Source organism: Veillonella parvula DSM 2008 (assembly GCF_000024945.1).
Taxonomy (GTDB): domain Bacteria; phylum Bacillota; class Negativicutes; order Veillonellales; family Veillonellaceae; genus Veillonella; species Veillonella parvula.
Genome location: NC_013520.1, coordinates 219,544 through 235,645, shown reverse-complemented (window position 1 = coordinate 235,645; position 16,102 = coordinate 219,544). Strand labels below are relative to the sequence as shown.

General features: G+C 40.2%; 15 protein-coding genes. 2 read left to right on the top strand and 13 right to left on the bottom strand.

All coding sequences use genetic code 11. The features are described from left to right. Window positions 1-112: 112 nt before the first annotated feature. The 4 genes from VPAR_RS00845 to VPAR_RS00830 all read right to left on the bottom strand — a co-directional run bounded on the left by VPAR_RS00845 (window position 113) and on the right by VPAR_RS00830 (window position 3,107). Complete coding sequence (locus VPAR_RS00845) at window positions 113-307, bottom strand: helix-turn-helix transcriptional regulator (protein WP_012863766.1); 195 nt, start codon at window positions 305-307, stop codon at window positions 113-115. Between the two features lie 485 nt (window positions 308-792). Further along, window positions 793-1,428 carry a DUF805 domain-containing protein gene (locus tag VPAR_RS00840; RefSeq protein WP_012863765.1) on the bottom strand — a complete coding sequence of 212 codons (636 nt, stop codon included), beginning with the start codon at window positions 1,426-1,428 and terminating at the stop codon, window positions 793-795. Between the two features lie 218 nt (window positions 1,429-1,646). Then, the gene (locus VPAR_RS00835; protein WP_012863764.1) at window positions 1,647-2,216 is read right to left on the bottom strand and encodes a DUF805 domain-containing protein; all 570 of its coding nucleotides are present in this window, start codon (window positions 2,214-2,216) and stop codon (window positions 1,647-1,649) included. A 3-nt stretch (window positions 2,217-2,219) separates the two neighbouring features. Next, window positions 2,220-3,107, bottom strand: a complete 888-nt coding sequence (locus VPAR_RS00830) for a DUF805 domain-containing protein (RefSeq protein WP_012863763.1) — start codon at window positions 3,105-3,107, stop codon at window positions 2,220-2,222. Window positions 3,108-3,280: 173 nt separating this feature from the next. On the opposite strand from VPAR_RS00830, the gene VPAR_RS00825 reads away from it, so the two are divergent. Continuing rightward, window positions 3,281-3,577, top strand: a complete 297-nt coding sequence (locus VPAR_RS00825; protein WP_012863762.1) for a hypothetical protein — start codon at window positions 3,281-3,283, stop codon at window positions 3,575-3,577. 141 nt (window positions 3,578-3,718) lie between these two features. Here the strand turns inward: VPAR_RS00825 and trpA are convergent, their stop codons facing one another. The 7 genes from trpA to VPAR_RS00790 all read right to left on the bottom strand — a co-directional run bounded on the left by trpA (window position 3,719) and on the right by VPAR_RS00790 (window position 11,560). Next, window positions 3,719-4,510: a tryptophan synthase subunit alpha gene (gene trpA, locus VPAR_RS00820; protein WP_012863761.1), complete on the bottom strand. Its 792-nt coding sequence runs from the start codon at window positions 4,508-4,510 to the stop codon at window positions 3,719-3,721. Next, complete coding sequence (gene trpB, locus VPAR_RS00815) at window positions 4,503-5,696, bottom strand: tryptophan synthase subunit beta (RefSeq protein ID WP_012863760.1); 1,194 nt, start codon at window positions 5,694-5,696, stop codon at window positions 4,503-4,505. The genes trpA and trpB overlap by 8 nt, the downstream gene beginning before the upstream one ends. Window positions 5,697-5,738: 42 nt before the next feature. Continuing rightward, window positions 5,739-7,205, bottom strand: a complete 1,467-nt coding sequence (gene trpCF / locus VPAR_RS00810; RefSeq protein ID WP_012863759.1) for a bifunctional indole-3-glycerol-phosphate synthase TrpC/phosphoribosylanthranilate isomerase TrpF — start codon at window positions 7,203-7,205, stop codon at window positions 5,739-5,741. 3 nt (window positions 7,206-7,208) lie between these two features. Continuing rightward, on the bottom strand, window positions 7,209-8,219 hold the full coding sequence (trpD, locus tag VPAR_RS00805) for an anthranilate phosphoribosyltransferase (protein ID WP_012863758.1): 1,011 nt from the start codon (window positions 8,217-8,219) through the stop codon (window positions 7,209-7,211). A gap of 336 nt (window positions 8,220-8,555) precedes the next feature. Next, entirely contained in the window at window positions 8,556-9,122 is a 567-nt protein-coding gene (locus VPAR_RS00800; RefSeq protein ID WP_012863757.1) for an anthranilate synthase component II, read from the bottom strand. Beyond that, the gene (locus VPAR_RS00795) at window positions 9,122-10,591 is read right to left on the bottom strand and encodes an anthranilate synthase component I (RefSeq protein ID WP_012863756.1); all 1,470 of its coding nucleotides are present in this window, start codon (window positions 10,589-10,591) and stop codon (window positions 9,122-9,124) included. Before VPAR_RS00795 ends, VPAR_RS00800 begins: the two co-directional genes overlap by 1 nt. A 495-nt stretch (window positions 10,592-11,086) precedes the next feature. Continuing rightward, window positions 11,087-11,560: a hypothetical protein gene (locus VPAR_RS00790; protein WP_012863755.1), complete on the bottom strand. Its 474-nt coding sequence runs from the start codon at window positions 11,558-11,560 to the stop codon at window positions 11,087-11,089. A gap of 437 nt (window positions 11,561-11,997) precedes the next feature. Between VPAR_RS00790 and VPAR_RS00785 the strand changes: the two genes are divergently transcribed. Further along, window positions 11,998-13,176 carry an MFS transporter gene (locus VPAR_RS00785; protein ID WP_012863754.1) on the top strand — a complete coding sequence of 393 codons (1,179 nt, stop codon included), beginning with the start codon at window positions 11,998-12,000 and terminating at the stop codon, window positions 13,174-13,176. Window positions 13,177-13,326: 150 nt separating this feature from the next. Here the strand turns inward: VPAR_RS00785 and dcuC are convergent, their stop codons facing one another. Beyond that, window positions 13,327-14,580 (bottom strand): C4-dicarboxylate transporter DcuC, encoded by a 1,254-nt coding sequence (dcuC, locus tag VPAR_RS00780; protein WP_004697950.1) that lies wholly within the window; start codon window positions 14,578-14,580, stop codon window positions 13,327-13,329. Between the two features lie 246 nt (window positions 14,581-14,826). Beyond that, window positions 14,827-16,071, bottom strand: coding sequence for a M20 family metallo-hydrolase (locus tag VPAR_RS00775; protein WP_012863753.1), 1,245 nt, complete (start codon window positions 16,069-16,071; stop codon window positions 14,827-14,829). Window positions 16,072-16,102: the final 31 nt, after the last annotated feature.

The following is a 16,102-nucleotide window of genomic DNA, read 5'->3' as shown; positions in this document are numbered from 1 at the left end:
CAATCATAAAAATCACAAAGAAATATGAACTTAAAAATTATGAAATAGCCTTTGCTCAGTGGTCATGAATAATGCAGGTTTATTATCTACTAGTTATTAAATTAATCATTTTTTAATTCAATGTATAAAATACATCGTTTATGCTTCTACCGAGAACTACGGCTATATCATTTGCTAATTTTAAACTAGGAATCGTTTTTCCATTTTCGATACTATTAATTGTCGCTCTAGTAACACCTACTTTTCCCGCTAATTCATGCTGAGATAAGCCCAACATCGTTCTATAAAGCTTAATTTTGTTTGCCATTTCTCCCACTACTCCCTTTTACTCGTCTGTCATTGTAAAATAATTCTATCTATTATTCCAAAACAGACTTCAACACTCTTGCATTCAATACAACACGCCTTACATACAACACAACACGGCTTACAATCGGTACAACACGTCTTACATTCGATACAACACGTCTTACATTTACTACAATAAAATAAAAAAACTACGTCTAGCAAAGTCTATTGTACTTACAGTTAAATTAAAGTTACTTTTAGTAAGCTTTACTTTATGTAACCTCTACTTTACTTTTTGTAAAATATACTTTACCTTTTGTCAAATCAATTATACTTTTTTTATTTTTATATTGCAAGCACAAATTAAAAATTCATGTTTTCTTTAAATTATTTGACATAAAAGAACGGCATTTCATATCTATCGTATATCAAAAACAAAAACTCTCTTTATAGCAGAACCATAAAGAGAGTTAATATTATCAGTATTATTGACTACATCATAGCCTACATCGCACTAGTCATAAGTAGTTTATCTACCAAGAACCAAAGCACAAAGATAGCGCAGAATAGTCCTGCAGTTAGCCCCATAGATGGCGTAGTATCAATAAGACCTAATTCACGGGCCATTTGTTTTGTTACAACCACTTGACCTGTAGGAGGACCAAAGCGATTTGATAGGCTTTCACCAGGTAGAGCCATAAGGATCAACAGGATAATGGTCCCTACCACCGGGATGAATCCAATAAATACAAGTCCGCCTGATCGGCCTTGATCGTGTAAGCGTCGTACTGAAACGGCCACGCCAGGAATAACCATAATCACGGACAAAAGAACAAGAATGACCAAGCCAAAACCTACGCCTACTACACTAGACAGTGGGCTAATATAGCTCAAAAAAGCACAAGTAAATAGAATGGCCACAAACAACAATTGATAGACTAAAAAGAAATGCCAATATTCACTACGACTTGCACGACCATCAAAGTCAGCATATTTATAAACCAAACATTGTTTAAAGTTTTCAATCAAGCCTAGATTGTATTTATCTAACGAGATTTGTGGCCTACTAACATGCCCACATTCTGGACAGTAACAATCTGTTTTTAACACTTCATGTCCACAGTAGGGACAAGATTTCATAATAAACTCCTTCTAGTTACAAACAGGAATCAGCAAAGATTACGAAGTCCTGCTGTACTTAACACATATAACAACTTAGATATTTTTTATTTATTAATATCTATATTTTTGAATTCATCTGAAATTCATTTTACTACAAAGTGTTATATTGTCTATAAAGGAGATGTTAAACTTTTATAAAATAAAATAATGAGATTGTTAATAAATGCAGATCTTTATTATATATATCCATTCCCATTAATACCATACCATAATATCTCTCTAATGATATCAGCAATAATAATAGATTGGATAATAAAGATAGCAATCCCCATCGCCCAATCTTGGCGACGGGATGGAGTTTCTTCTAGACCAGTAGCTTTGCTAACCTCAGGAGTAATAGGTGTATATCCGGTTCTTTCACCATATGAATTCTCTCTTTGATCGCCACGACGCAATTCGTAAATGAGAAATATAAAGAATCCTATAACAGGAATAAATGAGATTAGCTGGGTCCAACCACTCCGTCCAATATCATGCATACGCCGCGCTGTGATAGCTATATTGGGAACTATAAAGAAAAGGGATACCCCTACAGCAACATTATCGATAAGCGTTTCATAATTAGGGAAGCCCAAGATACTACAAAGTAAAGCTAAAATGCCAAGTAATCCTTGTATCAATGTAACGCCTGCCACAAATCGCCAATATTCACTACGGCTAACACGACCGTTAAAATTAGCATAGTTCCTAATACCTAATTTGAAGGCATCAGTATAGTTCAAATCATATATATTTATGGTTGACATAACCTAATCCTCCTCCATGGCTTCAATAGCAACAATGCCCCAGCCTTTGCCTTCATTATGCAAACGAACTAATAGAGGCTCTAGATTATCTTCAAAGGTAACGGTAAAGCCCATATAATTTACAACAATATCATCATCTTGGTCTTGAGAAACATAGTCAAGCTGTATCGCTTTCACCTTAGGAACCTCTTCCTTAGTCATGGCTTGTTCCCATAGTTCAAAGGTACCATATCGTTCCATAGCACGAGCGCTCAAATAACGATATGCACCATGATAATCCTTTTTATTGAGGGCTTCATAATAATTACTTACCACAGTACGCCCCTCTGTTGTAGCCGTTTCACTTTGTAAAAGACGATTTGCTTGTTTCGTTAACGAACTAGGTTCTAAATTGCCATAAGCAGTCTCCTCTACTATAAAATTATGATTAATCATTGTACTACCTGCACTAATAGCTAGGCAGCCTAATACTAATATAGCCACAATAAAGAGGCCCGATACGGAACGTTTTTCCTCTAATCCATTAGATATAGGCGATGTGCGCTTACAGAATAGATACAATAATGCAAGCCAGCCTAAAAAAGGAACCAATAGTAAAATCATCAACGTTGGATCATTATTAGAGTCTCGTAACCGTCTTGCCATTAGCATAATCTTCGGCAAGCATAACAGGATGGACAGTACAAATAATACGCCGCCACCGATAGAGACAGCATAAAGAAATCCATACGGTATGTAGGTTGCAAGACCTGTAATACATATAATTAAGCCATATACAAAGGATATGGCACTTATGGTGAGCCAAAAATCGGCTGTATTGGTACGTCCCTTACTGTTCGCATAGTTTTCCACTAGCTCACGATAGAGGATTTCGTATACTCTCTGTTTCATAAAGCTCCTACTATAATCTTAGATAATATTAGATAATAAACATATATAGATATTCCTATTATACTATGATTTATCAACTTAGTTGATTCATTTTTTATTCATGAAATCTACCTATACTACAGATATATTTCTTACAACTAAAATTCGCACAATCAATTATACAGGAGATAATTATGAAAGCTAAATTAATTAAAGCCGTAGCCTTGGCCAGTTTAGGTGCCTTCTTAACAGTTGGTATTGGTGCCAATGTAGCCCAAGCCAAAGATTATCACTTCAAAATTGGTGAAAACCATCGCATGGTAAAAAATGATGATGGCACAGTAGATAGCAGCAATCATCCATGGTACAAAGTAAATGATAAAAAGAAAAAGCACAGAAAGCATAGAATATCTGAACGTGAAAAGCATGATAAAAATGCAACAGCAAAACGCAGTGAACGACATCAACGTTCTGAATCCTCTAATGACTAAGCCTTGCGCATAATACATATTACTAGCCCTAAAAACACAAAACTAAATTAACCAACCAATGAAAAGGACGTTATACATTGCATAACGTCCTTTTATGTTATCCCCTATATAATTTTTCCCAAGGCTATATGAGTTATTATGTTATGCGCCAGCCTTTAGAACAGCTTGTTTCATGGATTGTACGTAATCAAACAACGCTTGATCCGCATGTTCACCGTGTTCTGCCACGATTTTAACGATGGCAGAGCCTACGATGGCTCCATCGGATACGCGCGCCATAGTTTCCGCTTGTTCTGGCTTAGAAATACCAAAACCAACAGCTACAGGGATATCTGTATATTTGCGAATGGTTTCAACGATGGATTTAATATCCGTCTTAATTTCACTGCGCATGCCTGTAACGCCAAGTGAGGATACGCAGTATACAAAGCCTTCTGCGTCTTTTGCGATCATTTCGATGCGGTTTTCAGATGTTGGCGCAATTAAGGATACCACTTCAACACCATGTTTATGGGCCACACTAGCGAGCTCGCCTTTTTCTTCAAACGGCATGTCTGGCACGATAACACCAGAAATTCCCACCTCTTCACAGAGGGTAAAGAATTTTTCACGACCGAATACGTAGATTGGATTTAAATAGGTCATGAACACGAGTGGCACGGTTACTGCTTCTTCACCTGTGCGCAAACAACGCACCATATCGAAGATATCATTGATTTTTACGCCTGTAGATAATGCGCGTGTACTTGCTTCTTGGATAACTGGGCCTTCCGCTGTGGGATCGGAGAAAGGAATACCGATTTCCACCATGTCTGCACCGGCTTTTACCATAATGCGAATATAACGTTCTGTATTTTCAATACCGTGGTCACCTGCACTAATGAACGGGATGAATGCCTTGCCCTTTGTGAAAGCGTCTTTAATTTTACTCATGAAGATCCACCCCTCTATATTTCGCCATAGCCGCTACGTCTTTGTCACCGCGACCAGATAAACAAATAATAATGATGTCGTCCTTGCTCATAGTAGGAGCAATTTTACGTGCATGTGCCACCGCATGAGCACTTTCAATCGCAGGAATAATACCTTCCAAGCGAGATAAATATTCAAAGGCATCTACTGCTTCGTCATCTGTAACAGGCACATATTCAGCACGACCGCTATCGTGCAAGTACGCATGTTCAGGACCGATGCCAGGGTAATCGAGACCTGCAGAAATAGAATATACTGGAGCAATTTGACCGTCTTCATCTTGGCAGAAGTAGGATTTCATGCCATGGAAGATACCAACAGACCCCTTCGCGATTGTTGCCGCATGTTCCTCAGTATCGATGCCGCGACCTGCTGCTTCACAACCGATGAGACGAACCCCTTCATCTGGAATAAAGTGATAGAACATGCCCATCGCATTAGAGCCGCCACCTACACAAGCCATAACAGCTGTTGGCAATTTGCCTTCTACTTCAAGGATTTGTTCACGCGCTTCACGGCTGATAATGGATTGGAAATCGCGTACGATCATAGGGAATGGATGAGCCCCCATAACAGAGCCCAATACATAGTGCGTATCTGACATGCGGTTTGTCCATTCGCGCAACGCTTCGGAAACCGCATCTTTCAATGTACTAGTCCCTGTTGTTACTGGATGCACCTTAGCGCCTAGCAATTCCATACGATATACGTTAAGTGCTTGACGTTCACAGTCCTCTGCACCCATGTATACTTCGCATTCCATACCCATCAGCGCAGCAATAGTAGCCGTTGCCACGCCGTGTTGACCTGCCCCAGTTTCAGCAATAACACGAGTTTTACCCATCCGTTTTGCCAATAACATTTGACCGATTACATTATTCAACTTGTGAGAACCAGTATGGTTTAAGTCCTCACGTTTTAAATAAATTTTGGCTCCCCCAAGGTCCTTTGTCATACGGTCCGCATAGTATAAAAGAGATGGGCGACCTGTATATTTTTTATGTAAATCCTCAAGTTCATGTACGAAATCAGGATCATCTTTGTACTTGTTGTACGCCTCTTCTAGTTCGATGACTGCATTCATCAATGTTTCTGGCATAAATTGCCCCCCAAAGGAGCCAAAATAGCCATGTCTTTGTTCACTCATATAACTTACCTTTCTATATACCATTCCTGCTAGCACGCCATACTATGGCATTGCTATTGTTCTCACAATGTTGGTGAAAGCTTTTATCTTCTCATCGTCCTTCACGCCTTCTGTTTCAATCCCGCTACTGATATCGATGCCGTACGGTCGAACCGTACGAATGGCACGCGCCACATTGGTGCTATCGATACCACCAGCGAGCATAAACGGTCGTTCAAACTCATCTAAGCAAGACCAGTCGAATATTTCACCTGTACCGCCTCGCTCGTCTTTGTGATATGCATCAAACAATAGCATATCAGCACTGCTATCGATCCACGCCTCTGCATCTGCAGCACTGCGGATTTGAACGGCCTTCCAAACCTCTACATTAGTACGTTCTTTTAAGGATTGGATGAAAGCTTCATCTTCATCACCGTGCAATTGCACCGCATCAAGATTTACTTCTGTGGCAATCGTAACGAGATTATCTAGCGTTTCATTGACAAAAATGCCTACCGTTTTAATAAATTCTTGTACTACATCATTACTCCATTGTATGACATTTCTGTTATATCGATTTGCATATTGTTTGTGTAGCTCACTTACTAAAATCTTAGCTTGATCTACAGTGACTTGTCGTTTACTTGGTGCAAATACAAGGCCCATGTAATCAGGCTTTGCATCGACTATAGCAAGGATAGTTTCCACTTTAGAAATACCGCACATCTTAATCTTAGGCGTATAATATGTGGGTCCATAAAGATAGGCTAACTTTTCAACCTTATTGGGAGAACGCATGAAGGTTTCACCCATCAAGGCTACGCCGATATTGTTATCCCGCAACACTTGAATATCCTCCGGCGTTTCTAGCCCGCTTTCAGATACGAAGATCACATCGTCTTGCACGAGATTGCGCAAGCGCACACTATTTTGTACATCTACAGTGAAGTCCTTGAGGTTACGATTGTTAACGCCAATAATGCGGGCACCGCAATCGATAGCCATTTGTACCTCATGTTCATCATGAGCCTCTACCAAAGAGGATAAGCCAAGAGAATCAGCTAACTCACGGAACTTTGTCAGCGTAGGCACAGCCAGGCATGCACAGATTAATAGGATTGCACTAGCGCCCCATACCTTTGCTTGGTAGATTTGGTATTCATCGATGATAAAGTCTTTACGAAGCACGGGGATTTTTACGGCGCTTGCAATCTCTTGTAAATATTTTTTATCACCCTTAAAGAAATCTGGCTCCGTCAAAACAGAGATAGCAGCTGCACCTGCTACTTCATATTCTTTGGCGATGTCTAAATACGGGAAGTGCTCTGCTATGATGCCTTTTGATGGAGACGCCTTCTTTACTTCGCAAATGAAGTTGAAGTCTTGCTGACGAAGGGCTGCTTCAAAAGGAAATCCTGTATCAGATGGTAATGCTAAAGCCGTTGCTTTCACAGACTCTGGAGATTCCACCTGTTTTTCTTGGGCTACCCGAATTTTGGTCGCCTCTATAATCTTATCTAAAATCAATGGTTACACCTCTTGGGTTGCTTTCACAAACTGTTCCATTGTAGCAAGCGCCTTGCCAGAGTCGATCATATGTTTCGCCTCTTCAATGCCCTCTGCTAATGTAATGCCATCTTTTGCAAGGTAAATCGCCATGCCAGCATTGAGAAGAACTGCGGTACGTTTACCGCCTTGCTCACCACCGAGAACGCGGCGTGTAATCTCAGCATTTACTGTTGCGTCGCCACCTTCAAGCTCAGTTTTATCAGCGTATTCGAAACCATATTCCTTAGGATCGAATTCGTAATTTGTGAAAGTACCATTATTAATTTCGCATACGTACGTTTTGTTGGTAGCTGTAATCTCATCAAGACCGTCGAAGCCATGTACCACAGCACCGCGTTTCACGCCAAGGTTAACCAATACACGCGCCAACGGTTCTACTAAGGATTTGTCGTACACGCCCATCAACTCCACAGTTGCGCCTGCTGGATTTGCCAAAGGTCCAAGGATGTTAAATACCGTACGAACGCCCAACGCCTTACGTACAGGACCTGCATATTTCATGGCTTGATGATACACAGGAGCAAACATAAAGCACATATTCGCTTTGTTAAGAACTGCTTTGTTTTGCTCGCCGTTAAGCTCTAATTTAGCGCCCAACGCTTCAATTAAGTCGGCAGCACCACATTTACTAGATACACTGCGGTTACCATGCTTTGCTACAGGAATACCTGCGGCAGAAATGATAAAACCAGACGTGGTGGAAATGTTGAAGGTATTCGCTTCGTCACCGCCAGTACCTACGATTTCTACAACAGTACCTTCGTGAGGAACAGAACCGGCCTTCTCGCGCATAACCTCAGCAAAGGCTGTAACCTCATCTACAGTAGGGCCCTTCGCTGCCAAGGCGCACAAGAAACCCGCCATAGGAACCTCGGGTACATCACCGCTCATAATCTTGTTCATTGTATCTTTAGCAAGGTCGTAGGATAAATCTTGACCATGCGTTACTGCATATAATGCGTCTTTAATCATTTATATCTCCTTTTGAGGATATCTATTAAATTAATACCATATCTACCTAGTCGGTAACGATTGGATCCTGCCCTCAGCCTCCAAGTGACCACCCCCCGCTATGCGGGGCGCCAAGTCGGCTTCGCACATAATCCAATCGCACCTATCAGCTAAAAAATCATACCAATTTAATAGATACCCCTCATACAAACTATTATCAAATGATCCTGCGCATTATACGGAGTAACGCACAGGTCATTTCTTTACAGGGTGGTGGCCACTTGGAGTTCCGAGAGACCTTATTTCTGCCTTATCGTTCTATAGCTTAAGAATAGCCTCTCGAATACAAAACAGTGATTATTTTTCTAAGAAATTGCGAATCATTTGTTCCCCGTTTGGTGTCATGATAGATTCCGGATGGAATTGCACTCCATAAATCGGGTAGTCTTTGTGTTCCACGCTCATTACTTCGCCGTCGTCTGTAACGGATGTAACGATGAGTTCGCTTGGCATGGTTTCATCGATAATCGCCAAAGAGTGGTATCGTGCAACTTCGAATTGTTCAGGCAAGCCCTTAAGGATTTTGGATGGGTGTACTTGTTTCGCCACGCTTTGTTTGCCGTGCATTACTTGTTTTGCATAGGATACGGTGCCGCCGAATACTTCGCCAATGGCTTGGTGTCCCAGGCATACGCCGAGGATTGGGAATTCCCCTTTGCATTCACGCAATAGGTCTTCGTATACGCCCGCATCAGCTGGTCTACCAGGACCTGGTGAAAGTATCACATAGTCCGGTTTCAACGCACGGATTTCTTCAACTGTTAATTCATCGCTACGGATGACTTTAATATCTGGATCGATAGAGCCTACTAATTGGTATAAATTAAAGGAAAAACTATCGTAATTATCTATAAGGAGTACCATTATTCTACCTCCTGTGCATTTGTAATTGCGGAAATCATGGATTGGCCTTTTATCAAGGTTTCATTAAACTCGCTTTCAGGAACGCTATCTCGAACGATGCCTGCGCCAGCGCGAACATATACCTTACCGCCTTTATTCATGGCCATGCGGATGCCGATACATACATCCATGTTACCGGAGAAATCGATGTAACCTACAGCGCCGCCGTATACGCCGCGTGGGCTTTTTTCAAGTTCGTGTAAAATTTCGATAGCACGAATCTTAGGCGCCCCAGACAATGTGCCTGCCGGCAATGTAGCACCGATAGCATCGAGTGCATCTTTGCCCTCTTGAATGTCACCGCTTACAGTAGATGTAATGTGAATTACATGGGAGAAACGTTGCAACATATGTAACGCTTCTACTTTTACGGAACCGAATTTAGAAATTTTACCTAAATCGTTGCGACCAAGATCAACGAGCATGTTATGTTCAGCCAATTCTTTTTCGTCATTAATGAGTTTTTCCTCAATAGCGAGGTCCTCTGCTTCGTTTTTGCCACGACGCATGGTACCTGCAATTGGGAAAGTGTACATTTTGCCATCTGTCAGTTTTACCAATGTTTCTGGAGAAGCCCCTGTGAGCTCTACATCGCCACCAGATAGATAGAACATGTATGGAGATGGATTCAATGTACGCAATACGCGGTATGCATTTAACAAGCTCCCTTCAAACTCGGCTTCGCGGCGATTAGATACAACACATTGGAAGATATCCCCTTCCTTGATGTAGTGCTGCGTCTTTTTAACAACTGCTTCAAACTCATCCTTTGTGAATTCAGAGGTAAACTCTGTTTTAAGAACGCCTTTTGGCACATCCGCCTCTTTGCCGTTTACAACGAGATCAGCAAGAGTTTTCAATTCGAGCTCAGCCTTGTTGTAGTTACGTTCTAAATCATTTGTGCTGATGTTAGCGATTAAATAAATTTTATTTTTGTAGTGGTCAAAAGCTATAACTTTATCAAAGAGCATAAGGTCTACATCGTTTACCATGGCAGAGTCATCATTTGGCGTTGGGAAATCCAATGTTGGCTCGATATAGCGAATGTATTCACATGCGAAGTAGCCTACAAAACCACCTGTAAAAGTTGGTAACTCTTCTAAGCGAGGACTTTTATATTGACTCAAAATATTGCGAATCTCTACTGCAGGATCAGAACACGCAAAGGTACGTGTTGTCCCGTCTTTGATGGTCATTTGATGGTTTTTGCAGAAAAGCTCAATCTTAGGATCATAGCCCAAGAAGGAGTAACGGCCCCAATGATTACTATTATCCGCACTTTCAAGCAAGTACGTATGACTGCTCACTTGTTTTAACGCTTTCAACACACTAATCGGCGTGCGTACGTCGGATAAAATTTCCATATATACAGGCACGATATCGTAGCCCGGTGCGATAGCTTTCACACGGTCAAGACTAGGGAAAATCATGAGAACCTCCATCTGGCGTTTGCCAATAAAAAAAACTCGCCCATGACAATGTAACGTCAAGGACGAGTTTATAGTTCTATGCTTATAAAAGTATCAAGAATACTAGTATTATGCTATAAATCGCGGTACCACCTTGTTTGAATGCAATGCATTCCCCTTTCGCAGGATACTAACATATCCCTCACGACTAACGCTCGTGTGACGTCGCACCATACTAGGAATGACTGTGAAAGTTCATTCTTTTCCATGCGCCCTCGGTGGTCCATTTAATAAGCTGCGTACTACGGGTTCTCAGCTAATCCCGCTCTCTGTGAGTGCATTTCCTATTTTTATCTCCACCTCATCGGTTTCTAACAGGCGAGTATAAAATTATAATCTGATTATAATGTTTCTATAGAATGAAAGTCAAGAAGTTTTAATTTCTGATTGTTGTTCTATTATGGAAAAATTATTAGCATACATTCCTATATATTGCTAATTATTGCTAATAACTCATCAAAACAAGGATGATTTCTTCGCTTTATCCTTACCTTGCTCAATAATTTCTTTGACAATGGAATAGTCATCACTATCTAATTCTTCTAAGCGATTTAAAACAATAAAATCATTCCCATAGATGTTAGATAATTCTTCTAATGAGTTAGCATATTTATTAGTTCTTCCATATTTACGCACAGACTCATAATATTCATCATTTGGAATCTTTATAATTTTAGGATTTATGACATTCATCGTAATAATAGTTATCCCAGATTCTCCATAAGTGTACAATTTATTATCTACCTTTCTATAGCTATAAATAAGTCGCTCAAATCCATTATCACGCCATGTATCTTCAAATGAATAGTTAGCATGCAATTTATATCTTCCAAAAGCATAGTATTTATTATAATCATAGTTAATGAAGATTAATAAAGACTGTGAGACTATTATACCTAACAAAAAAAGTATAGCAATATATTTATACATTATATTTACTCCAATAAAAAAACTAACTTACAGAAAAATCATATGTAGTTTTGTATGCAAACGTTCGTCTATAACCTGATTGCTTTAAAATATAAGCAGCTTCATAATTTCTCGGATACGAAACCAATTCTGCTAACATTTTATCATGATTCCTTATCTATTATAGTAATTTATGTTTTATATAAATCTTATCTACTAATATTGTTTTCCTTTAAACACTAATAGTATACTGAGATTACATATATTATCAGTTCCTACTGATTATTTTGTGGAAAGGAGAGCCTAAGTTTTTATTTTATCCATCAACTACTGGATTCAAGACACCATTGCAAATGACAAGCTTCCTGACTTAATATTGGGGATGAAATCAAAAAGATATAGAATTACTAATTTTCTGGTACTATAAATTGTACTAGGACTAGTGAAGGAGAGATACTTTGGAAACGTGGAAACGTACGGTATATATAAGTTTAATATGTGTATTCTGTACATCCTTTGGGGTGAGCCAATTAGCACCTATTCTCCCTCTGTATTTTCATGATTTAGGTGTTCAAACGCCATCGGCTATGTCTCTCTGGTCAGGTTTAGCAACTGGTGCAACCTATTTAATCGTATGTTTAGTGGCACCCTTTTGGGGGCGTGTAGCTGATAAGAAAGGTCGTAAAATCACATTAATACGATCTAGCTTTGGTATGGCTTTATGTAATTTATTGCTCGCCTTTCAAACAACACCTGAAGGGGTTGTAATCATTCGTCTCATACAAGGTCTAGTGAGTGGTTTTTATTCTGCAACCATTACATTAATAGCCTCAGAGTCCCCCATCGAACGAACTGGTTGGGCACTGGGTCTATTAGCTTCGGCCAATCTAGCGGGTTCTCTAATCGGCCCTTTATTAGGTGGATATATTGCAGATACTATAGGTATTCGTAATGGCTTCATCTTAGTTGGCATTCTCATGGGTTTTGCAGGTTTGCTAGCTACTATTTTTATCCATGAAAATTATGTACCAAAGCCTAATGTTGAAAAACTATCTATTAGCAAGCTAAAAGAACAAATTCCTGAATTTAATAGTATTGTAGCATTGTGTATAGCATCATTTATTTATGCTATATGCATCATGTCCTTACAACCTGTTATCTCCGTATATATCAAAGGTATTGTTCCGAGCAACACTGAAAATCTAGCATTTATTGCAGGCACTGTCTTCTCAGCTATGGGTATTGCTCAATTGATAAGTAGTTCACCGCTCGGTAAATTAGTTGATAAAATTGGACCTCGCAAGGTATTAGTCGTATCTCTTATTTATGTAGGCTTATTTAACATCCCTCAAGCCTATGTGACTGATGTTTACCAATTAGCACTTATTCGATTTTTACAGGGCTTCGGCCTAGGTGGTATGTTACCGGCATTAAACACCTATCTTTCTTCAAAAACGCCTCGTGAGTTTACGGGACAAGTATTCTCCTACAACCAATCAAGTTTATTTCTTGGCTATTTCTTAGGTGCTGTCGGTGGTGCAAGCCTAATGGCTTGGCTAGGTTTTACTACCTTATTCTGGGCAAGTGGTGGTCTATTTATAATCTCTGCCCTTTGGATTGGTTTAAAACTAAAATAATACATATACATAACAAAAGAAAACCCTTCTATGTATCTGATTGGTAAAAGTTATATATTCAAACATATAACAAAATCTAATCAGTCCTAGAAGGGTTTTCTTTTACAAACTTCGATAGCTATGCTATTAACTAAGTCAATTTATATAGAACTAGAGTAACAATAGCATGATGACTACAGTCGCGATAATGCAAGGCACGGCATTACGTTTAGCCATTTCCATAGGGTTAATACCTGCCAGTCCTGCAATGATGATACCTGCCCCTGCAACAGGACTCATACTACGACCGATACCAGCACCGATTTGAGCCATGGATCCAAGTTGCATAATACCATAACCAAAGTCTGCAGCATGAGGTGTGACAGCACCATTAAAGGCAAGAGCTGCCGCATTACCAGAACCAGAAATAACCGCCAATAAGAACGGACCAAAGGCTGCCCCGATTTGGGCGATTTGTTGAGAGTTCTTCATTCCATCAATAAGGGCACTTGTTAGTCCAATGAGTTGCATCCCTGCTGTAAAGCATGCTGCTGCAGCCATAAGGCCCACTACATCACACATACCATCTCCAGTACCGCGGAAGAACTTCTTAACAGCTTCTGCCACATTAGGACGCACGGCAATGATACCAATAGCAGTACCGATGAGCATAGATACAGGAACGGAGATTTCTGGAATCACCGCTACCTGTTTACTACCTAATACAAGTAATACAAGAGGAATAATTGGAATGATTGCATAGAAATAATTTACTTTGAACTCTTTGCCTTCCTCTACAGTATCGTTTTTCATTACATACCCTGTATGCTCCTTCTTAACGATAGCTACAATATTAAGCAAAATAGCGGCTACTACTATACCGATAATTGCTTGCATAGAGAAGCTCGCAATAACTGTCATTACGTCTACCCCCGCCAGTTGTGCTACTTGAGGGTTAAACATAAGGCCTGGACTCAAGGAGCTACCCCATGTACCTAAGAAGATAGCAGAACCAGCCATCGCTGGGTGCACACCAGAACGAATTAAAGCCGGAATCAATAGCGCACCTACGGCCGCCGCACAGCCTGCCGCTGTAGGCAGTGCAATGTTGATTAAGAATGTAATAATAACCGCACCTGGGATGATGATTTTAGTCATCTTTTTAAGCCCTGCAGAAATGAAATACACCATATGCTCCGTACATTTTGTATATTCCATAACATAGCTAAAACCTAACACCGTACAGATTGTAGGCACAAGGCCTGGATTTGTAAGTTCTTTCACAAAGGCCGTCGTACCAGCGCCAAGCTGCCCACCAATAAAGCACATTAATAAGCCTGATAATAATAAAACGAGACGCGTTTCAAACTGTTTAATAATAGCGATAAACGTCGCTACTACGATAACAATACCTGTAATAACCATAACTCTCCTATCCGTGTACATAGGATGCAAGATAGCTATATCCCCTCTATAAACACTTTACACCCAATACACAACTAACAACACTAAATACAAAATACAATAGTCCTATCTATGTCTTACACCTAATAGGCCTAACAATAGTAAAAGTAATCACTTAATTATATACAGTATAATCATATAACTATATAACTACTTATCTACATAACTACATAACTACATAACTACATAACTACATAAAGAAGTATATTAAACAAGCTTTGTTTCTTCCAAGCTAAGTTTTCTAAGCACCTTATCAAGCACCGCTGCACCCGTTACAATATCATCCATTTCAGCAAATTCTGCAGGATTATGACTGATGCCGTCACGGCATGGAATAAAGATCATTCCCGTCGGAACTACCTCCGCCCAATGCATCGCATCATGACCGGCACCGCTAGGCATTGTCATGTACTCCACACCAACAGACTTAACAGCCTCTTCGATTTCTCGAATCATCGCAGGGTGCATCTCCACTGGATGGTCCTGTGCAATTGTTTCAATTGTATAAGATAATCCCCGTTTTTCTGCAGTAATATCGATAAATTCCTTAACAAGAGTGACTACGGAATTGCGAGCTACCTCAGATATACTGCGAATGTCTACACCTAGTTTCACAGCTCCAGGAATGACATTCATCGCCCCTGGCGTAACTTCCACAACGCCGACAGTACCCACCACGGGTGGCTCCTCTTGCATGGATGCAATCTCCTCGATGCCGAGGATGATTTTTGAAGCTCCACATAGAGCATCATGACGCAAGTTCATCGGCGTAGCGCCACTATGATCGGCATTGCCCCGAATGGTCACATAGAATCGCTCTGGCGCTGCAATACCAGTCACAATGCCAATCGTTTTCTGTTCGTGCTCTAGTACCTTTCCTTGTTCTATATGAATTTCTGTGAAAGACTTTACAGGTCGTTTATATTCCATTTCTTCAATCCCATCGGGATTTAAGTTGCGACCTTTCAATGCTTCGTACAAAGAAACTCCTTGTTTATCTACCAATCGGTGTAAGTCTTGTAATCTTAATTCACCACGCATGGCCTTACTACCTAGTGTAGCATTCCCAAAACGACCGGACTCTTCGCACATGAAGGATACCACAGCGATGGTATGGTCATGTTCATAACTATCGTCAGTCATGCTACGAATTACTTCAATGGCAGATAACACGCCCACCACACCATCGTAATTACCTCCATTGGGTACGCTATCTGTATGAGACCCTACCATGACAACTGGTAAATCTGGTTTCTTACCAATCTTATAGCCAATGACATTACCAAAATCATCTATTTCAACGGATAAACCCGCATCAGTCATGCGGTCTATAATATATTGCCGTCCTGCCCAATCTGCATCGGTGAAAGCAAGGCGATTAATGCCCTCACCAGATGCCGTCAATTGGGCCATAGCCTCAAAATCTTTAACCAATCGCTCTCGTTGAATCATGTAACACCTCACAATCTATTACATCAATTAC